This is a genomic window from Elongatibacter sediminis (assembly GCF_037892215.1).
In the GTDB taxonomy this organism is placed as follows: Bacteria; Pseudomonadota; Gammaproteobacteria; order Xanthomonadales; family SZUA-36; genus Elongatibacter; species Elongatibacter sediminis.
In genome coordinates this window covers 1-19,713 of record NZ_JAZHOG010000019.1, presented here as the reverse complement: position 1 = coordinate 19,713, position 19,713 = coordinate 1, and the positions used below count along the sequence as shown (strand labels likewise).

Genomic DNA, 19,713 nt, shown 5'->3' with positions numbered 1-19,713 from the left:
CATTTTCTAGATATGTAAAACTGTTACCCATGTCCCCGAACAAACTGTTAACCATGTGTCCGGTCTGTACACAGGGATGGGTTTATGCAGGGCAGGCGAGAGTGACCGCACGGATTGAGTGCAGCGAAATGAGTAAGGGAACGAAGCCGTAGACCGTGTCCTGGAAGGGGCATGTCACAGCGCGCGGCGGACCTCAGTGGCACCTACCCCCTGATTTTCAAGAGGCAAAGGTTCACTTCCGGGCAAGACAAGAACAGTAGCGAGCCCGGAGCCTGGTTGTTTTAGAAGGGCATGTCACGGTGCGCGGCGGACATCAGTGGCACCCAAACTCGATTTTTGAAGAGCGGATAAACCACCTCCGGGCGAACTGCCAATCGACTTGGATTTCGGGGTCGCGATGGGAAATGAGTGTCATCGAGGTGGCTGGACCTGCGGCACAAGACCCTCGAGGAGCCTGGGGGTTGCCTCGGTTGTCAGTGAAATTGGACGGGATCTCGTGCTGCGCGGGATGCAGATAATCGGCACTGTCAGCGGCCGCTCAGGAGTGGCAGAATGGTGGCTTGAAAAGCCGGGGCAAACCGGCGAATATCGCGGGTGGCTCAGACGCCGCTTTCTCCTCTCAGGGCATTTTCGCAACGGGTTCTTGATGGCCAACCAATACCAGGCGAAGGACATTGAAGTCCTGACCGGGCTCGACCCCGTCAAACGCCGCCCCGGAATGTACACCGACACCACCCGCCCGAACCACCTGGCGATGGAAGTCATCGACAACAGCGTGGATGAGGCGCTCGGCGGACATGCGCGGCAAATCGCCGTCACCGCCTGCGAAGACGGCTCGATCGAAGTCAGCGACGACGGCCGCGGCATGCCGGTCGACGTGCATCCCGAACAGGGAATCCCCGGGGTCGAACTGATCCTGACCCGCCTGCACGCGGGCGGCAAATTTTCCGACAAGAATTACCAGTTCGCCGGCGGCCTCCACGGCGTGGGGGTTTCGGTGGTCAACGCGTTGTCCAGCCGGCTCGAAGTGTGGGTCAAACGGAATGGGCAAGAGCACCACATGGCCTTTGCCGACGGCGAGAAAAGCGGCGAACTCGAAGTGCTGGGAACGGTGGGTCAGCGTAATACCGGCACGCGCATCCGGTTCTGGCCGGACGCAAAATACTTTGATTCGGCCAACTTCTCCATCCCCCGCCTGCGCCATCTGCTACGGGCCAAAGCGGTACTCTGCCCTGGCCTTACCGTCAGCCTGACCCTGGAAAAAACCGGCGAAAAAGAAGAATGGTGTTTCCAGGAAGGCCTCGCTGATTACCTGAGCGCGGAACTGGCCGAGGAGGAATGCTTGCCGGCCAAACCGTTCACCGGCGAGATGAAAGGCACCGATTCCGAAGCGGCCTGGGCGCTGTGCTGGTTGCCCGAGGGCGGCCAGTTGCAGGAGAGCTACGTCAACCTGATTCCCACCGCTCAGGGCGGCACCCACGTCAACGGGCTGCGCACCGGGCTGGTCGAGTCACTGCGCGAATTCTGCGAATTGCACAACCTGCTTCCGCGCGGCGTGCGGCTGGCTCCCGAGGACGTATGGGAGCGCATCGGCTATGTGCTGTCGGTGAAGCTTGCCGACCCCCAGTTCAGCGGCCAGACCAAGGAACGCCTGTCCTCACGGGCCTGTGCGACTTTTGTTTCGGGGATCATCAAGGACGCCTTCAGCCTGTGGCTCAACCAACACGTCGCGGACGGGCAGGCCATCGCGGAGCTCGCCATCGCCAATGCGCAGAAGCGGCTCAAGTCCGCGCGCAAGGTGGTGCGCAAGAAAGTCACCCAGGGACCCGCGCTGCCCGGCAAACTCGCCGACTGCACCTCCCAGGACCTGGCCCAGACCGAGCTGTTCCTGGTCGAGGGCGATTCCGCGGGTGGTTCCGCCAAGCAGGCGCGGAACCGGGAATACCAGGCGATCCTTCCCTTGCGCGGCAAAATCCTGAACACCTGGGAGGTGGATTCCGAATCGGTGCTGTCCAACCAGGAGGTGCATGACATCTCGGTGGCCATCGGCGTCGACCCGGGTTCCAGCCAGATCAACGCCCTGCGCTACGGGAAAATCATCATCCTCGCCGATGCCGACTCCGATGGTCTGCACATCGCCACTCTGCTCTCCGCGCTGTTCCTCAAGCATTTCAGCGCCCTGGTCGAAACCGGCCACGTTTTTGTCGCAATGCCGCCCCTCTACCGCATCGACGTGGGCAAGGAAACTTTTTACGCGCTCGACGACGAAGAGCGCAAGGGCATCCACGAACGCATCGCGGCGGAGGGCAGGAAAGGCAAGGTGTCCGAAACCCGCTTCAAAGGCCTGGGCGAAATGAATCCGCTGCAGTTGCGCGAGAGCACCGTCGACCCGGACACCCGGCGCCTGGTGCAGTTGACCGTGGACAGCGAAACCGCCACCCACCAACTCATGGACATGCTGCTGGCCAAGAAACGCGCCTCCGACCGCAAAGCCTGGCTGGAGAAGAAAGGCGACCTGGCGACGCTGTGAACCATCAATGGACGACCACCCTCTCCGGGGAGCACAGACCATGAAATTCGACGCATACGAGCGGTTCCAGCACCTGCTGGCGACCGACTTCGCAGACGTGCTCAAGCGCGACCGCGTGATGGATCCCGGTATCCGGCCATTGTGGCAACCCATGCCCTACGTGGCCGGGCCGGCCTACCCGGTACGCTGCGCACCGGGCGACAACACCGCGCTGCACGCGGCCATCTACCGCGCTCCGCGGGGCGCCATCATCGTCGCCCAGGCTGGTGACCAGGAATACGCCCTTTCCGGCGGCAATGTATGCGCCGTGGCGCAGAAGAACGGAATCGCCGGCTTCGTCGTCGATGGCCTGGTGCGTGATCTCGGCGAAGTGCGCGAACTGGAATTCCCGGTGTTCGCGCGCGGTGTAATCCCCAAGCCCGGCCGCAAGGATGGTGGCGGTGAAATCGATGTCGCGGTCCGCTGCGGTGGCGTCGAAGTCCATCCCGGCGACATCATCGTCGCCGACGAGGAAGGCATCATCGCCATCCCGGCCGACGACTGCGAGGCCGTGCTGTCCGAGGCCGAACGCCGGGCCGCGCGGGCGGCGGCGCAGAGCCTGGAAGAATGGGAGCGCGACCACCGCGCAAAAATTGAAAAACTGATGGGACCGGACCAGGGCAACCGCCATGACTGATATTACGCTCTCCTTCGAGGACCACGAGCGCATCCCGCTCAAGGACTACGCGGAGAAGGCCTATCTCGACTACTCGATGTATGTCGTGCTGGACCGCGCGCTGCCGCACATCGGTGACGGCCTGAAACCGGTTCAACGCCGCATCGTGTACGCAATGAGCGAACTCGGTCTGAGCGCGACGTCCAAACACAAGAAGTCCGCGCGCACCGTGGGCGACGTCATCGGCAAATTTCACCCGCATGGTGACTCGGCCTGCTACGAGGCCATGGTCTTGATGGCCCAGCCCTTTTCCTACCGCTACCCGCTGGTCGACGGACAGGGGAATTTCGGCTCACCGGACGATCCCAAATCCTTCGCGGCCATGCGCTACACCGAATCGCGCCTGACCGCCTATGCGCGCACGCTGCTTTCCGAACTCGGCATGGGCACGGTGGAATGGGGGCCGAATTTCGACGGCACCATGAAGGAACCGATATTGCTGCCCGCGCGGCTGCCCAACGTACTGCTGAACGGCAGCACCGGCATCGCCGTCGGCATGTCGACGGACATACCGCCACACAATCTGCGCGAGGTCGTCAGTGCCTGCGTGCGCCTGCTGGAGCAGCCCAAGTCGACGGTCAGCGACCTCACCGAACACGTCAAGGGCCCCGACTTCCCCACGGATGCCGAGATCATCACACCGGCCGATGATATCCGGGCGCTGTACGAAACCGGCCACGGATCGGTGAAAATGCGCGCCGTCTGGGAGAACGAAAACGGCGAGGTCGTGATCACGGCGCTGCCGCATCAGGTGTCGCCGGCCAAGGTACTGGAACAGATCGCCGCGCAAATGCAGGCCAAAAAGCTGCCAATGGTCGAGGATCTGCGCGACGAGTCCGACCACGAAAACCCGACCCGGCTGGTCATTGTGCCCCGCTCCAACAGGGTGGACCTGGAACAGGTCATGAATCACCTGTTCGCGACCACCGACCTGGAGCGCAATTACCGGGTCAACTTCAACGTTATCGGCACCAACGGCAAACCGCAGGTCATGGACCTCGCGAAGCTGCTGCGCGAATGGCTGGACTACCGGATGAACACGGTCATCCGGCGGCTGGAACACCGGCTGGACCAGGTCACCGACCGGCTGCACATTCTCGAAGGCCTGCTGATCGCCTATCTCGATATCGACGAAGTGATCCACATCATCCGCACCGAGGACGAGCCCAAACCGGTTCTGATGAAGCGGTTCAACCTCACCGGCACCCAGGCCGAAGCCATCCTCGAACTGAAACTGCGGCACCTGGCCAAACTCGAGGAAATGAAGATCCGCGGCGAGCAGGAAGAGCTCGAGAAAGAGCGTAAAGCCCTGGAGACCACCCTGGGCTCGCGGGCGCGCCTGAAAACCCTGATCAAGAAGGAACTGCTGGCCGATGCCGAGACCTATGGTGACGAGCGCCGCTCCCGCCTGGTGGAACGCAGCGCCGCCCAGCCCATGAAGCAGGAACAGATCATCCCGTCCGAACCGGTGACCATCGTTCTGTCGAAATCAGGTTGGGTGCGCGCGGCCAAGGGCCACGACATCGATGCCGCGGCCCTCAACTACAAGGCCGGCGACGAATATCAGCACAGCGCCGCCGGCCGCAGCAACGAGCAGGCGGTCTTCCTGGATGCGTCCGGACGGGCGTATGCCCTGGTGGCCCATACCCTACCCTCGGCACGCGGACTCGGTGAGCCGCTGAGCAGCCGGTTCAGTCCGCCGGACGGCGCCGGATTCCTGTACACGCTGGCCGGCGATGCGAAACGCAAAGTGCTGCTCGCCAGTTCCTTCGGCTACGGTTTCGTCACGGAACTCGAGAATCTGTACAGCCGGATGAAAGCGGGCAAGGCCATGATCTCACTGCCGGCGGGAGCGGTTCCGCTGGAGCCGGCCTGCATCGACCCCGAATCGACCAGCACGGTCGTGTGCGCCACTTCCGATGGTTACCTTCTCGCTTTCCCGCTGGCCGAGGTACCGGAACTGAGCAAGGGCAAGGGGAACAAGCTGATCAACGTGCCTCCGAAGCGGCTCAAGGCCGGCGAGGAACAGGTCGTGGGACTGGCCGTGGTCGGTGAAAAGGACGAATTGCTGGTCTGGGCCGGGCAACGCTACCTGCGCATGGGCGAGAAGGACATCGACCACTTCCGGGGCGAACGGGCTCACCGCGGGCGCAAACTGCCTCGCGGATTCCAGCGGGTGACCCGCATCGAAGTCGCCCGCGACTGACAGCCCGAAGACCCCGTTCGGGCCGAATCCGGATCGTCAACGTCCGTGCGGCGCCGGCAGACTGGCTCAGGCACCAGAGCGCGGCCCGGCAGTCGAGTCCTCTTCGAGGTACGCCAACAGCCGGCTGCGGCCGTCCGCTTCGACCAGCCCCTCCCCCGCCAGCCACTTGCTCACTGACTCGAGTTCGCCGCGGAACCGCTCCCACCGGCCCACCGACCGGGCGTTCACCGGTACCCGGACCTGCTCGGAACTCGCGGTGTAAGCCCGCCTCCGGTTGCGTTCCGGATGCCCCATGGCCGGATCGAACGGCACTTCGAGAAAGGCCGCCAGGTGATTCGCGGTCTCCCGGGGCCGTGAGACCAGGTCCTCGTAGATCACCAGCTCGATCGCCTCGCCCCAGCGCCGCAGAGCCGATCGCAGCAAGCGAGCATGGCCCGCGTAAACCCGTGCGATGTCCTCCAGCCGGTTGCTGAACCCCTGGCCCGGCCCGAAATCCTGCATGAAACAGGAAAGGACGGTATCGAGCGGATGGCGCAGCATCCAGATGACCCGTGCGCGCGGGAACAGGTCGAACATCAGCGCCATGCGTTCGAAGTTGCGCGGTGCCTTGTCCACGACGCGCGCGTGACCGCCGGCCTGCGGCGGCACGCAGTCGAGGTAGGCCTGCCGGGCGGTCTCCAGCGTCCACGCCGGGTTGTGCACGGACGACTCCCCCGATTGCTGTCCCAGAAGTTCGGCCTGAATGATCTCGAGGGCCGTGAGTTCGCCGGCTCCGAATATTTGCCGGTGCGCACTGAGCATCTGTTCGCACAGCGTGGTGCCCGAACGGGGCATGCCGACCACGAACACCCGGTCTTCACCGCCGCTTCCCGTGGCGGCTCGCCCCCCGGCGGAATGGATGGCAACACCCCCGGCTTCCGCACCCGGGTGACGGGTCGCCGCAAACTTCGTCTCGACCGCGACACGGTGCTCCCAGGCTTCCGGGTCGAACGGATTCGCCTCCGCGCGCAGCGCGTTGGACTGGCGCAGGCACTGGAAAGCCGGCGAATCCTCGCCCCGCCCCAACTTCAGATGAGCCACAGCGAACAGGGCCGTGGCCCGGTCCTCCGGATCGTCAGCGGTGTCCGCCAGGCGTTCCAGCGGCGGCTCCGCCTCCGGGCCGGTATGCGGCCCGTTTTTCAATTCCGCCAGCATCGCCCACGCCCGAATCTGTTCGGGATCACGGTCGACCACGGCGCGCAGGCAGTCCGCTGCCTTCTCCGGTTCACCGCGGTCCAGCATGATCTCGGCGAGAAGAAGGCTGGCTTCGTTCGCCAGGCTGGTGTCCCGGCCGGAGACATCGCGAACCAGGGATTCCGCTTCATCCAGCGTTTCGTTGGACGCTTCGGCCGGCGCATTGGCCCGGCGCAGGATGTGGGCCAGTTCGTAACGGCGCGTCCCCGACCGGGGTTCCAGCCGGCATGCCGAACGGGCCGCTTCGGCCGCGGCGGCGTAACGCCCCAGGGAGCGCTGAATCCGGGCCGAATGTGCGTGCAGTCGGGGATCCCGGGGACAGGCATCCAAAGCCAGGGCGATGTGGTGGGCGGCGGAAATCAGACGGCCCTGCCCGGCCAGAACCACGGCCGCCAGATTGTGGGCGGCGGCCAGGGCTTGTTTCGACGGCGCCAGGTCGATGATCCGGTCACACCCTTGCAGTGCCGCCCCGGTATCGCCGGCCCGATGGGACTGCACGGCCTGCCGGAACCACCCGGTAGCGGCCACCGCGCCGCCTGCCGGTGTGCCGCCGGAATCGGTCACCGCAGCATCTGGACCGTGCGCTCGAGCGCGTCGGCCAGAATGTCGATCTCGTGCTTGGTGTTGTACAGACCGAGCGACGCACGCGCGGTTGCGGGCACGCCGAAGAACTGCATCACCGGCATCGCGCAGTGGTGCCCGGTTCGCAGCGCCACGCCGTAGTGGTCGATCAGGGTGCCGAGATCATGCGGGTGCACGCCCTCGATGGTGAAACTGAGCACACCGGCCTTGTTCCGCGCGGTACCGATGATGCGCAGACCCTCGACAGCCAGCAGGCGTTCGGTGCCGTATTCCAGCACCTCGTGCTCGTGCGCGGCGATGGCCTCCATGCCCAGGCTGTCGAGATAACGGACCGCCGCGCCCAGGCCGACGCCGCCGGCGATGTTCGGCGTACCCGCCTCGAACTTCGCGGGCACATCGTTGTACTCGGTCTTGTCGAAGGTCACGGTACGGATCATCTCACCGCCGCCCTGGTAGGGCGGCATGTCCTCCAGCCATTGCTGGCGCGCCCACAGGGCGCCGATGCCCGTCGGTCCGTACATCTTGTGACCGGAAAGGCACAGGAAGTCGCAATCGAGTTCCTGCACGTTCACCCGTCCGTGAGGCATGGCCTGGGCGCCATCGACCAGCACCGGAATACCGTGACGATTCGCCATGGCGCAAATCTCCTGCACCGGGTTGACCGTTCCCAGCGCATTGGAGGTGTGCACGAGCGCCAGTATTTTCACTTGCGGGCCGAGCAGGGCCTCGAGCCGATCCAGGATCAGTTCACCGCGCTCGTCGATGGGCGCCACGACCAGTTCGGCACCGGTCTGTTCGCAGACCATCTGCCACGGCACGATGTTGGAATGGTGCTCCATGTGGGTGATGACGATCTGGTCGCCCGGCCCCACCCTCGGGCGAACGAAGCTCTGCGCCACCAGGTTGACGGATTCGGTGGTGCCGCGGGTGAACACGATTTCACGTTCCGATTCCGCATGGATCCACCGCGCCAGCACCCGCCGCGCATCTTCATACGCATCGGTGGCTTCCTGGCTCAGCAGATGCACGCCGCGGTGCACGTTGGCGTTGTGTTCACGATAAAAGTTGGACACCGCATCGATCACGGCCTGCGGCCGCTGCGCGGAAGCCGCCGTGTCGAGATACACCAGCGGTTTGCCGTGGACCTCACGCTGCAGAATGGGAAAGTCCCGCCGCACCCGGTCGATATCGAATTCGGGTGCGCCGTTGGACGGTGTTATCGCCGACGAGGCCGCCGGGGCAGTCGTCGATTCGGGAGCCAGACCGGTTTCAGCAGTCATGTCATTTCTCCGGCGCCGTCTCAGGCATCTCTCGTGGCATCGCGCGTTCGAGCAGTCCGGCCACCGCTTCGCTCATGCCGGGATCGTCCAGCCGATCTGCGACCGCGCGGCAGAAGGCGGTGGTCAGGATACGTCGGGCGGCAGCTTCGGAAAGGCCGCGGCTGCGCAGGTAGAACACGGCATTCTCATCCAGTTGACCCACTGTGGCGCCGTGACTGGCCTCGACTTCGTCGGCGTGGATTTCGAGTTCCGGTTTGGTATCGATTTCCGCTTCCCGCGACAACAGCAGATTGGCGTTGGACTGGCGCACGCTCGCGCCATCGGCACCGGCCCGAATCACGGCCTTGCCGTTGAATACGCCCCGGCTGTGGCCACCGAGCACACCGCGGAAGAACTGATCACTGCTGCAATCCGCCGCCTGGTGATCAATGCAAACGTGGTAATCCACGTGGCGTTCTCCGTCGGTAACGAACGCGCCCTGAACTTCGGCCTGCGCCCCCGGGCCCTGCAGGAAACATTCGATGGCGTGACGCACCAGCCCGCCGCCGGTATCGAAGCCGCTGAAGCGGTAGCGGCTGGAAGCGGCCTGTCTTACCCCGGCGAAGGTCAGCACGATGCCGTCATTGTCTTCGTTCTGAATCCGAACGTGCTGCAGCACGGCAGCCTCGGACAGCTCGGCACGAAACAGCAGATTCAGCCCCTGCGCCACATCACGGTGCGCAGAGCCGGAGCGGGCCGGCTCGCCGCCGTGCTGTTCGATCAGTTCCAGACGGGCACCCGCCTCGAGCACGACGTACAGCCGGGGGTTGTGCATGCCGGATTCCGCCGCCAATGGCAGGTCCCATTCCGCGACGCAACGTCCGGCGTCCACACCGGCCGCCACGTGAATGACGACGCCGGGACCGGGCAAAGCGGTATTCAAGGCTTCGAAGGCGCGGGCACGGCTACCGAACTCGATGGATTCGAACAGGCTTTTCAACTGATCCTTGACCGGCTCGTTGCCACCGGCCAGGGCGTCTTCGACATGCTCGATCGTCACGCCTTCGGGTGCCGGCGTGTCACGAAAATCGATCCGGCCTCCGCTCCAGCGGAAACCGAATCCCGCCAGGCCGGGCAGCGGTGGCCCGGCGTCATGACCTGCGCTCGCCGGGTCTGTGCCACCGAGATCGGGATCCAGTTCCTCCAGGCGGCGCAGCGAGGTGTATTTCCAGGCCTCGTCCTTGTTGCCCGGCAGGCCGTTGCGCCGGAACGCGTCCGCTGCCCGGGTACGGATTTCGGCCAGCCATCCGGGTTCTCCGGACGCGGGCCGCAGCTCGGTCAGAGTTTCACCCCAGCGTTGGACCAGGGGGGAAACGTTACCACTGCGAAGCTGCGTGGGTTGGGTATCGCCCATGATGTTTCAGGCCTCCGCCGCCGATTCCAGTTCGCCGATGCCACCCTCTTCCAGCCAGGTGTAACCGCGTTCCTCGAGCTGGACGGCGAGATCCTTGCCACCGCTCGCGGCGATGCGTCCGTCCGCCAGAACGTGCACGCGATCCGGCACGATGTACTCCAGCAACCGCTGGTAATGGGTCACCACGATCATCGCGCGCTCCGGGCTGCGCAGGCGATTCACGCCCTCGGCCACGGTGCGCAGCGCGTCGATATCGAGACCGGAGTCGGTCTCATCGAGCACCGCCAGAAGGGGTTCGAGCACGGCCATCTGGAAAATCTCGTTGCGCTTTTTCTCTCCGCCGGAAAATCCCTCGTTCACCGCCCGATGCAGCAGATCCTCGTCAATGTGAAGGACTTCGAGTTTTTCCCGGACACGCTGCAGAAACTGCATGGAATCGAGTTCCGGTTCACCATGGAATTTGCGGTGCGCGTTCAGGGCGGCCCGCAGGAAATAGGTGTTGTTCACGCCCGGGATTTCCACCGGGTACTGAAAAGCCAGGAAAATACCCCGGCAGGCCCGTTCCTCGGGCGCCCAGTCCAGCAGGTTTTCGCCCTGGTACAGCACCTCTCCCGCCGTGACCTCATAACCGTCACGGCCCGCGATCACGTTGGCCAGGGTGCTTTTTCCCGAGCCGTTGGGGCCCATGATGGCATGCACCTCGCCGGCATTGACCTCGAGGTCCACGCCCTTGAGGATTTCCTTGCCGTCCACCGCGGCATGCAAATTTCGGATCTGTAACATTCGGGTCATCATCCTGTTCAATACTGTTGTCTACGCTGTGATTCCGGCCATGGAAGGCCGGTGCTTGTCGCAGCCGCCGGGGCCTGGGCTACCGTGTGTGGGTCGCTGGTCTGGAGGCCGGAATCCCGAGCTCACGGAACGAGCGGGATTCGGGACCTTTCCAGTGTTTCCAGGCCCCCGGCGTCCTAGCCCACCGCGCCTTCGAGGCTCACTTCCAGCAAAGCCTTGGCCTCGACGGCGAATTCCATCGGTAATTCGCGGAACACCTGCTTGCAGAAGCCGTCGACGATCATCGACACGGCATCCTCTTCGGAAATGCCTCGCTGCAGGCAGTAAAACAACTGGTCCTCACCAATCCGCGAGGTCGTCGCCTCGTGCTCGATCCGGGCAGTCGGATTGCTCACCTCGATGTAGGGAAAGGTATGCGCGCCGCAACGCTTGCCGATCAGCATGGAGTCGCACTGGGTGAAATTTCGCGCGTTCTCGGCCTTGCGCCCCACGTGCACCAGGCCGCGGTAACTGTTCTGCCCGCGACCGGCCGAAATGCCTTTCGAAATGATGGTGCTGCGGGTATCGGGGCCCAGGTGGATCATCTTGGTCCCGGTATCCGCCTGCTGATAGTTGTTGGTCAGGGCCACCGAGTAAAACTCGCCGACCGAGCGTTCGCCACGCAGCACACAGGAAGGATACTTCCAGGTGATGGCCGACCCGGTTTCGACCTGGGTCCAGGAGATTTTCGACCGGTCACCCCGGCAATCACCCCGCTTGGTGACGAAATTGTAGATACCGCCGCGCCCTTCCTCGTCGCCCGGGTACCAGTTCTGCACGGTCGAGTACTTGATCTGGGCGTCGTCGAGCGCCACCAGTTCCACCACCGCCGCGTGCAACTGGTTCTCGTCCCGCATCGGCGCCGTGCAGCCCTCGAGGTAGCTGACGTAACTGGACTCCTCGGCCACGATCAGGGTTCGCTCGAACTGTCCGGTTTCCGCCGCGTTGATGCGGAAATAGGTGCTCAGTTCCATCGGGCAGCGCACGCCGGCCGGCACGAATACGAAACTTCCGTCGGAAAATACCGCGGAATTCAGGGCCGCGAAGTAATTGTCACGCGTGGGCACCACGCTGCCCAGATAGCGGCGCACCAGGTCCGGATGGTCCCTGACCGCCTCGGAGAACGAACAGAAAATCACCCCGGCTTTCTTCAGTTCCTCGCGGAAGGTCGTGCCCACGGACACCGAGTCGAACACCGCGTCCACGGCCACTCCGGCCAGGCGGGCACGTTCATGCAGCGGTACGCCGAGCTTGTCGTACGTCTCCAGCAGTTTGGGATCGACCTCGTCCAGGCTTTGCGGACGGTCCTTGTCGGACTTCGGCGCGGAAAAATAGGAAATCGCCTGGAAGTCGATGGGGTCGATCTTCAGGTGCGCCCAGTCGGGCTGGCGCATTTTCAACCAGTGGCGATACGCTTTCAAACGCCATTCCAACAGCCATTCCGGTTCGTCCTTGCGTGCGGAAATCCAGCGGATGACGCCCTCATCCAGCCCCGGTGGCAACCCCTCCGCCTCGATATCCGTGACGAATCCGTGGCGGTATTTGCGCTGCACGAACGGATCGACGGACGATCCGCCCGCATCCGCTTCGGCTGTCAGTGTGGTTTCGGTGTTCACGGGGCCTCCTTCAGGCCGTATGCAGGGTCATGATGCGCAGCGGCTCTTGCGGACGTTGCGCGGGCGCGGACATTTCTGCCAGGGTGACGGCTTCCAGCGCCCGCGCCACGGCGACGCTGATGCGCTGCCAGTTGCCGCGCAGATTACAGCTGGACTCCTGGTGGCACAGGCCGGGTTCGACACTGCATTCGGTCATCGCGATCGGTCCTTCGATGGCCGCGATGACTTCAGCGACGCTGATTTCGTCCGCGCCGCGGGTCACCCGGTACCCACCGTTGGCGCCGCGAAACGATTCAACCAGCCCCGCGCCCGCCAATTGTTTGAGCACTTTGCCCGCCGTGGGCGTTTCCACGTGCACCCGTTCGGCCAGAACGTGCGCGCTCAGCATCTCGTTTTCCCGCGTCAGCTCCACCATCATCAGGATGGCGTAGTCCGTGAGCTTGGAAATCCGCAGCATGAGCCGGCCTCGCATCAGGTGTCGTCAGGATTTAAATAGTACCATATCAGTCCTGATTCAAGCCGGGTCCCCGAATCCGTTCTCCAGCCACGGCTCCCGGGCCGATACCATGTCCGGCCGCATTGCGGCAGAATGACGCCGATGTCACCACCAACCCAATCCAAAGCCCGTACCAACGATGCCCGGCTCGCAGCCGCGCTGCACTGGGCGGCATCGGTGCTCGGCGAACCGCCGGGTGAACCCGCGCCGGTGTCGGGCGACGCGAGTTTCAGGCGGTATTTCCGCATATTGACCCGCCGGGGGCCGCTGATTCTGATGGATGCGCCTCCCGGACAGGAGGATTCCCACCCGTTTCTCGATGTCGCCAATCGCCTCCTTGAGGCGGGCCTGGGCGCCCCGCGCATCGAACACTTCGATCTGAAACAGGGCTTCGGTCTCGTCGAAGACCTGGGCGACCGGCTGTACCGCGATGCCCTGAGCCCCCGAACCGCCGGACGGCTGATCCCGGGCCTGCTCGACCTCCTTGGCCGGATGGCCAGCGATGTCGACCATTCCGGACTGCCCGCATATGACCACTCACTGCTGCAAACCGAGCTCGACCTGTTCACGGACTGGTATCTCGCCCGCCACCGGAAGGCCGGCCTGGCAGACAGCGAGCAAGCCGCCTGGCGATCGGCGTGCAGCGTCCTTCTCGCTGCTGCCGCCGATCAGCCACGGGTTTTCGTGCACAGGGATTTTCATTCCTGCAACCTGCTTCTCCGCCGGAACAGCCAACCCGGCATCATCGATTTTCAGGATGCGGTCTCCGGCCCCGTCGCTTACGACTTCGCCTCGCTGGTATGGGACCGTTACATTCCGTGGCCGCGTCCACGCATCGAGGGTTGGATGGAGGACATGCGCCAGCGTCTCGGCACCGGTGGACTGCCCCTATCGGCCACCGAGTGGACACGCTGGGTCGACCTCACCGGTATTCAGCGAAACCTCAAGATCGTCGGTATTTTCGCCCGCCTTCATTACCGCGACCGGCGGGCGGGCTACCTGGAGATGATTCCCCGCTTCTACCAATATCTGCTGGACGTCGTGCCCGCCTATCCGGAACTGTCCGGGCTCGCACGTCTGCTGGAGAAAACCGAATGCGCGCCATGATCCTGGCCGCCGGCCGCGGCGAGCGGCTGCGCCCCTTGACCGACCGAACCCCCAAACCCCTGATCGAGGTCGCCGGCAAGCCGCTGATCGAATGGCACATCGAACGTCTCGCTCAGGCCGGTTTCCGCGAAATCGTCATCAACCACGGATACCTCGGTGAGCAACTGCCCCGGGTGCTCGGTGACGGCAGCCGCTGGGGCCTCGGCATCCACTTCTCGGAGGAACCGCCGGACGCGCTGGAAACCGGCGGCGGTATTTTTCAGGCTCTGCCGCAGCTGGGTGGCGGGCCGTTCCTGGTCGTCAACAGCGACCTTTGGACGGACTACCCCCTGGCACGACTGCGCGCGATCAAGTGCGACCAGGCACACCTGGTGCTGGTCCCAAACCCTCCGCACAACCCCGATGGCGACTTCGCCCTGCAGGGCGCACGCGTGCGCAACGCCGGCTCGCCCTGCCTGACATTCAGCGGCATCGCCGTCTACCATCCGCGCCTGTTCGCCGGCTGTGAGCCCGGACGCTTCCCGATTGTTCCCCTGTTGCGCCACGCCATCGACACCCACCTGGTGACGGGCGAATGTTATCGCGGCACGTGGCTGGACGTCGGCAGCCCGGAACGTCTCGAGGCCGTGCGCGCAGAAGCAACGGCCAAACCCTCTGGGACAAGCGCTTGATTTTTACGCGGGGCACCCTTCAAGATTAACGACTGCCAAGCGATCCCACCTATGGAGAACAATCGATGACCTTGACCGTGGCGGTGCTCAAGGAGCGCGCTGAAGGCGAACGCCGCGTGGCTCTGGACCCGGCCAGTGCGCGCAAGCTGGCGGGCCGGGAAATTCGCGTGCTGATTGAACGGGGCGCCGGCGATGCCGCGGGATTCGCCGACAGCCAGTACGCCGACACCGAAATTCTCGACGACGCCGATGCGATTGTCGCGCAGGCGGACATCGTTCTGTTCGTGCAGGCGCCCGAGCCGGCCCGGTTGGCATCACTGCGGGAGAACGCGGTGACCATGGGTCAGATCTTCGCCCACAGGCAACCCGAAACCGTCGACGCGCTGAACGAACGCAAGGCGGCGTGCCTGGCCATGGAACTGGTGCCGCGCATCACCCGCGCCCAGAGCATGGACGTGCTTTCTTCCCAGGCCACCGTGGCTGGGTACAAGGCCGTACTGCGCGGAGCCTCGCTGGCGCCGCGGCTGTTTCCGATGCTGACCACGGCCGCCGGCACGCTGCGGCCATCCACCGTTGTCGTGATCGGCGCCGGTGTGGCCGGCCTGCAGGCCATCGCCACCGCACGCCGGCTGGGCGCCCGCGTGGAAGCCTACGACATCCGTGCCGCGGCGCGCGAGCAGGTCGAATCGCTGGGCGCGAAAATGATCGATACCGGCGTGAACGCAGAAGGCGAAGGCGGTTATGCCCGTGAATTGACGGACGAGGAAAAGCAGCAGCAGGCGGACAAGCTCGCTCAGCATCTGGCCAAGGCGGACGTCGTGATATCCACCGCTTCCGTGCCCGGCCGGCCCGCGCCGAAAATCATTACCCAGGCCATGGTCGAAGGGATGGAGCCGGGCGCGGTCATCGTCGATCTGTCCGCCGAGTCCGGCGGCAATTGCGAACTGACCCGGCCCGGCGAAACCGTCAGCCACGGAGCAGTCACCATCGACGGTCCGCTGAACCTGGCCAGCCAGGCCCCGATTCACGCCAGCGAGATGTACGCCAAGAATCTGCTCAACCTGATGGAACTGCTGTTGCAGGACGACGGCGTGACCATCGATCGGGAAGACGAAGTCATCGCCGGCTGCCTGCTGACCCATGAAGGCCAGCTGGTGCACGAAGGCACGGCCAAACTGCTCGGCCGCAGCGGCTGAGCCCGAACCCAGGCAACGACCGACCGGGAACGACCCTCCGGCAACAACGCACAGGAAACACGCATGGAAGGATTTGTCGCGCTATACATCTTCATGCTGGCCGCATTCACCGGCTATGAAGTGATCTCCAAGGTACCCACCATCCTGCACACACCGCTGATGTCGGGCTCCAACTTCGTCCACGGCATCGTTCTGGTTGGCGCCATGGTCGCGCTGGGCCACGCCACCACCGTGGCCGAACAGGTCATCGGATTCATTGCCGTGCTGCTCGGCGCCGGTAACGCCGTGGGCGGTTACGTGGTCACCGAACGCATGCTCGAAATGTTCAAATCCAGCAGGGAGGAAGGCTGATGGGCGACTTCCTGTCTCCAGGCGTGGCGCACTGGCTGATCCAGGCCAGCTACTTTATCGCCGCCATCCTGTTCATTTCCGGGCTGAAAAAAATGAGCCATCCGCGCACCGCGCGCGGCGGCGTCATCTGGGCCGGCATCGGCATGGTGGTCGCGACGGTGATTACCTTCGCCGAACCGCAGATGCACAACTACCTGCTGATGACCACGGCCATTTTTGTCGGTGGCATTCTGGCCTGGTGGTCGGGCAAGCGGGTGGCCATGACCGACATGCCGCAGATGATCGCACTGTACAACGGCATGGGCGGTGGCGCCGCGGCCGCGATCGCCGCGGTGGAACTGCTGCGCGTATTCACCGGCGCCGGCCTGACCCACGAGGCCTTCGCGGCCCGCGAACTGGCCGTGCTGGGTGCGCTGATCGGCACCGTCGCGTTTTCCGGTTCGCTGATCGCATTCGCCAAGCTGCAGGGCTGGATGCGCAAGGTTTACCGTTTCCCGGGCCAGCAGGCCCTGAACGGTCTGATTTTCCTCGCGCTGCTGGTACTGGGCTTTCTGCTGGCCCGCTCCGAGTTCTCCGCCGGCACGTTCTACGCCTTCTTTGCGCTGGCTTTGCTGGTCGGCGTGTTGATGACCATTCCCATCGGCGGCGCCGACATGCCGGTGGTGATTTCCCTGTACAACGCCCTGACCGGACTGGCTGTGGGTTTCGAGGGCTTCGTGCTGCAGAACCCGGCGATGATGATCGCCGGCATCGTGGTGGGTTCGGCCGGTACCCTGCTCACCCAACTCATGGCCCACGCCATGAACCGGCCGCTGAGCAATGTGCTGTTCTCCGGTTTCGGAACCGGTGACGACGGTGGCGGCGGCGTGGAAGTCAGCGGCAGCATGAAGGCCATCGATGCCGCCGACGCGGCCATCACCATGGCCTATGCGGAAAAAGTGGTCATCGTGCCCGGCTACGGCATGGCCGTCGCGCAGGCGCAGCACAAGATCTGGGAACTGACGCAACTGCTGATCGAAAAAGGCGTGAAGGTCACTTTCGCCATCCACCCCGTCGCCGGCCGCATGCCCGGGCACATGAACGTGCTGCTGGCCGAGGCGGGCGTGCCCTACGATCTGATCTACGATCTCGAAGACATCAACAGCCAGTTCCCGACCACCGACGTCGCGCTGGTCATCGGCGCCAACGACGTGGTCAACCCGGCGGCCCGCAAGGACACTTCCAGCCCGATTTACGGCATGCCCATCCTGGATGCCGACAAGGCGAGTAACGTGTTCGTGATCAAACGCGGCCAGGGCACCGGTTTCTCCGGCATCGAAAACCTGCTGTTCTTCGAGGAAAACACCCGGATGTGCTACGGCGACGCCCAGGATGTCGCCCAAAAGCTGATCGCCGGCGTCAAGACCATCTGATCCCGCCCGGTGCCGTCAAGGCTCCGGCTCCGATCCCTTCCAGGACGATCTGTCCGGCCCGCTGAACAGCGCGGCCGGACAGGTCCTGTCCGGTTGTATCTAGTGTTGTACTGTGGTAAAACACCTTAACACAAAGTTTCAGGTCAAAACCATGCTTCATACCCGTACCCTGGCGGCCGCTGCCGCATCGATGCTGATCCTGGCAGCCTGCGGCCGCGACGACACCTTCATCGATTCCGGCGTCGACAACGATTTGCTGGCGCATGTCCCCGCGGGCACGCCCTATCTGTCGGCCAATCTGCAGCCGATACCCGATGAGATCATCGACAGTTACCTCCAGCGCGCCCAACCGGTGCTGGATGTACTGCAGCGGGAATTGACCTCGACGCGTCAGGCACTGGCGTCCGCGCCAACTTCAGACCACTCGCTGGATCCGGTCATCCTCGCCCTGGTCAACGAGTTCGACGGCAAGTTGAACCGGTCCGGACTCGAAGAACTCGGTCTGGACCTGCAGGCCCCGCGAGCGCTCTACGGCATGGGCGCCTTTCCCGTCTTTCGCATGGGACTGAGCGACGCGACGCGACTGCGCGCGACGATCCAGCGCATTCTCGATGCCGGTGGAATCGCGGCCCCGCAGCTCGACCACCAGGGCACGGGCTACTGGCGCTTGCCCGCCAGCGATGACACCGGCGCCGGACGCGGAGGCGCCATTTACATCGCGATACTCGACAATCAGCTGACCATCGGTATTTTTCCGGCCAGCCTCGAAAGCGAGCTTCTGCCGCACCTGCTGGGACAGTCCATGCCCGCGGAATCCGACGCCGCCGAGCGCCTCCAGGCCATCAACGAACGGCAAGGCTATACGCCGTACGGCACCGGTTCATTCGACCTGCTGGCTCTGACCGATGAGTTGTTCAGCAGTGAATCCGTCTCCGGACGCGCGCTGATGGACGCCGGGATCGACGTCTCCACGCAGCTCGGACCGATGTGCCGCGAAGAGATCCGGCAGATCGTCAGTCAGGCGCCCCGGGTACACAGCGGCCTGACCGAACTGACTTCCGACTCGGTGGGCTACGAACTGGTGGTGGAAGCCGAACCCGGCCTGGCCGCCGAGTTGGCGGGTCTGGTGGCTCGGGTCCCCCAGGCCGACCCGGATTCCGTCGGCGTGCTGGAGTTCGCGCTCGGCCTCAAGGTCGGCGCCCTGCGCGACTTTCTGCGCGGCAGGACCGCGGCCGTGGCGGAAGCGCCCTACCGTTGCCAGCACCTCCAGGAACTGAACGACGCGGCGCGCAAAATGTACACCCAGCTCAACCAGCCGATCCCTCCTCTGGTCAACAATTTCGAGGGACTTCGCATCAGCCTGAATCGGCTCGGCAGCAATCCCGCCCAGGCTGAACAGGTCGAGGGGGTGATGGCCATCCACGTCGAACAGCCGGAAATGTTCGTGGGCATGGCGCAGATGTTCCTGCCAGACCTCGCGGCCTTGCAACTCACCCCGGGCGCACCGCCCGCCCGCCTGCCGGCGAGCATGATACCCCTGCCCGGCGTGGTCGCGTTCGCCGCCCTCAGCGACAGCGCCATCGGTCTTTCGGTTGGCGCCGGCGAGGAGGCCCGCCTGGCGGACTACCTCGACGAGGACAGCGAACCCGGAGGAACCTTCCTGTCGATGAATTACGACACGGAAACGTACCTGGAGTACACCGACCGGTTCTCAGATCAAATGGCGCAATTCCAGGCCGGACCCGACGAAGAGCCCGGTCCCATCCACGGCCTCGCCGAAGCCGCCCGGCAAGCCTACAAAGCCATGGCCGGCCGCACCGATACCCGAATGAGTTTCAGCGAAGAAGGCATCCACATCACCAGCCGAATGACCTTCAAATAAAGGGGCGGCCGTCAGGCCAAACCAACCCGTCTGAAGCGGTTCACTGCCACGCCCCAACAGTGCGCCCGTGCAGAAGCAGTAAAGCCGTTGGGACAGGAGCCATTTCGACGAGCCGACGAGGCCACTCGGCCAAACCAGCCCGTCTGAAGCGGTTCACTGCCACGCCCCAACAGTGCGCCCGTGCAGAAGCAGTAAAGCCGTTGGGACAGGAG

The 19,713-nt window shown here is 64.2% G+C and carries 15 protein-coding genes; 9 read left to right on the top strand and 6 right to left on the bottom strand.

The genetic code is table 11. The annotated features are described in order from the left end of the window. Window positions 1-646 precede the first annotated feature (646 nt). The 3 genes from parE to parC are packed head-to-tail and all read left to right on the top strand — an operon-like array spanning window position 647 to window position 5,451. Window positions 647-2,530, top strand: coding sequence for a DNA topoisomerase IV subunit B (gene parE, locus V3330_RS19385; protein ID WP_354697118.1), 1,884 nt, complete (start codon window positions 647-649; stop codon window positions 2,528-2,530). A gap of 40 nt (window positions 2,531-2,570) precedes the next feature. Continuing rightward, entirely contained in the window at window positions 2,571-3,206 is a 636-nt protein-coding gene (locus V3330_RS19380) for an RraA family protein (protein WP_354697117.1), read from the top strand. Further along, entirely contained in the window at window positions 3,199-5,451 is a 2,253-nt protein-coding gene (gene parC / locus V3330_RS19375) for a DNA topoisomerase IV subunit A (RefSeq protein ID WP_354697116.1), read from the top strand. Before V3330_RS19380 ends, parC begins: the two co-directional genes overlap by 8 nt. 66 nt (window positions 5,452-5,517) lie before the next feature. On the opposite strand, the gene V3330_RS19370 is transcribed toward parC, so the two are convergent. From V3330_RS19370 to V3330_RS19345, 6 genes are all read right to left on the bottom strand, one after another. Beyond that, entirely contained in the window at window positions 5,518-7,248 is a 1,731-nt protein-coding gene (locus V3330_RS19370) for a tetratricopeptide repeat-containing sulfotransferase family protein (RefSeq protein ID WP_354697115.1), read from the bottom strand. Beyond that, window positions 7,245-8,546 carry an aminotransferase class V-fold PLP-dependent enzyme gene (locus V3330_RS19365; protein ID WP_354697114.1) on the bottom strand — a complete coding sequence of 434 codons (1,302 nt, stop codon included), beginning with the start codon at window positions 8,544-8,546 and terminating at the stop codon, window positions 7,245-7,247. The genes V3330_RS19370 and V3330_RS19365 overlap by 4 nt, the downstream gene beginning before the upstream one ends. A 1-nt stretch (window position 8,547) precedes the next feature. Next, the gene (gene sufD / locus V3330_RS19360; RefSeq protein ID WP_354697113.1) at window positions 8,548-9,939 is read right to left on the bottom strand and encodes a Fe-S cluster assembly protein SufD; all 1,392 of its coding nucleotides are present in this window, start codon (window positions 9,937-9,939) and stop codon (window positions 8,548-8,550) included. Window positions 9,940-9,945: 6 nt separating this feature from the next. Then, window positions 9,946-10,722, bottom strand: coding sequence for a Fe-S cluster assembly ATPase SufC (sufC, locus tag V3330_RS19355; protein ID WP_354697112.1), 777 nt, complete (start codon window positions 10,720-10,722; stop codon window positions 9,946-9,948). 185 nt (window positions 10,723-10,907) lie between these two features. Beyond that, window positions 10,908-12,368 carry a Fe-S cluster assembly protein SufB gene (gene sufB / locus V3330_RS19350; protein ID WP_354697119.1) on the bottom strand — a complete coding sequence of 487 codons (1,461 nt, stop codon included), beginning with the start codon at window positions 12,366-12,368 and terminating at the stop codon, window positions 10,908-10,910. Between the two features lie 28 nt (window positions 12,369-12,396). Continuing rightward, window positions 12,397-12,843: an SUF system Fe-S cluster assembly regulator gene (locus V3330_RS19345; RefSeq protein ID WP_354697111.1), complete on the bottom strand. Its 447-nt coding sequence runs from the start codon at window positions 12,841-12,843 to the stop codon at window positions 12,397-12,399. 141 nt (window positions 12,844-12,984) lie between these two features. Between V3330_RS19345 and V3330_RS19340 the strand changes: the two genes are divergently transcribed. From V3330_RS19340 to V3330_RS19315, 6 genes are all read left to right on the top strand, one after another. Further along, window positions 12,985-13,989: an aminoglycoside phosphotransferase family protein gene (locus V3330_RS19340; protein ID WP_354697110.1), complete on the top strand. Its 1,005-nt coding sequence runs from the start codon at window positions 12,985-12,987 to the stop codon at window positions 13,987-13,989. Then, a complete protein-coding gene (gene murU / locus V3330_RS19335; RefSeq protein ID WP_354697109.1) occupies window positions 13,977-14,660 on the top strand; it encodes an N-acetylmuramate alpha-1-phosphate uridylyltransferase MurU in 684 nt (227 codons plus the stop codon). The genes V3330_RS19340 and murU overlap by 13 nt, the downstream gene beginning before the upstream one ends. Window positions 14,661-14,725: 65 nt before the next feature. Next, window positions 14,726-15,856: an NAD(P) transhydrogenase subunit alpha gene (locus tag V3330_RS19330; RefSeq protein ID WP_354697108.1), complete on the top strand. Its 1,131-nt coding sequence runs from the start codon at window positions 14,726-14,728 to the stop codon at window positions 15,854-15,856. A 63-nt stretch (window positions 15,857-15,919) separates the two neighbouring features. After that, entirely contained in the window at window positions 15,920-16,207 is a 288-nt protein-coding gene (locus tag V3330_RS19325; RefSeq protein WP_354697107.1) for an NAD(P) transhydrogenase subunit alpha part 2, read from the top strand. After that, on the top strand, window positions 16,207-17,619 hold the full coding sequence (locus V3330_RS19320; RefSeq protein WP_354697106.1) for an NAD(P)(+) transhydrogenase (Re/Si-specific) subunit beta: 1,413 nt from the start codon (window positions 16,207-16,209) through the stop codon (window positions 17,617-17,619). Before V3330_RS19325 ends, V3330_RS19320 begins: the two co-directional genes overlap by 1 nt. 151 nt (window positions 17,620-17,770) lie before the next feature. Continuing rightward, window positions 17,771-19,501: a hypothetical protein gene (locus V3330_RS19315; RefSeq protein ID WP_354697105.1), complete on the top strand. Its 1,731-nt coding sequence runs from the start codon at window positions 17,771-17,773 to the stop codon at window positions 19,499-19,501. Window positions 19,502-19,713 lie beyond the last annotated feature (212 nt).

What these genes read in the sequence shown, in the direction of transcription:
- parE (WP_354697118.1), top strand. Translation starts at nt 647, where the DNA reads ATGGCCAACCAATACCAGGCGAAGGACATTGAAGTCCTGACCGGGCTC.
- V3330_RS19380 (WP_354697117.1), top strand. Translation starts at nt 2,571, where the DNA reads ATGAAATTCGACGCATACGAGCGGTTCCAGCACCTGCTGGCGACCGAC.
- V3330_RS19365 (WP_354697114.1), bottom strand. Translation starts at nt 8,546, where the DNA reads ATGACTGCTGAAACCGGTCTGGCTCCCGAATCGACGACTGCCCCGGCG.
- V3330_RS19315 (WP_354697105.1), top strand. Translation starts at nt 17,771, where the DNA reads ATGCTTCATACCCGTACCCTGGCGGCCGCTGCCGCATCGATGCTGATC.
- V3330_RS19320 (WP_354697106.1), top strand. Translation starts at nt 16,207, where the DNA reads ATGGGCGACTTCCTGTCTCCAGGCGTGGCGCACTGGCTGATCCAGGCC.
- sufD (WP_354697113.1), bottom strand. Translation starts at nt 9,939, where the DNA reads ATGGGCGATACCCAACCCACGCAGCTTCGCAGTGGTAACGTTTCCCCC.
- V3330_RS19330 (WP_354697108.1), top strand. Translation starts at nt 14,726, where the DNA reads ATGACCTTGACCGTGGCGGTGCTCAAGGAGCGCGCTGAAGGCGAACGC.
- murU (WP_354697109.1), top strand. Translation starts at nt 13,977, where the DNA reads ATGCGCGCCATGATCCTGGCCGCCGGCCGCGGCGAGCGGCTGCGCCCC.
- V3330_RS19325 (WP_354697107.1), top strand. Translation starts at nt 15,920, where the DNA reads ATGGAAGGATTTGTCGCGCTATACATCTTCATGCTGGCCGCATTCACC.
- sufC (WP_354697112.1), bottom strand. Translation starts at nt 10,722, where the DNA reads ATGTTACAGATCCGAAATTTGCATGCCGCGGTGGACGGCAAGGAAATC.
- parC (WP_354697116.1), top strand. Translation starts at nt 3,199, where the DNA reads ATGACTGATATTACGCTCTCCTTCGAGGACCACGAGCGCATCCCGCTC.
- V3330_RS19345 (WP_354697111.1), bottom strand. Translation starts at nt 12,843, where the DNA reads ATGCTGCGGATTTCCAAGCTCACGGACTACGCCATCCTGATGATGGTG.
- V3330_RS19340 (WP_354697110.1), top strand. Translation starts at nt 12,985, where the DNA reads ATGTCACCACCAACCCAATCCAAAGCCCGTACCAACGATGCCCGGCTC.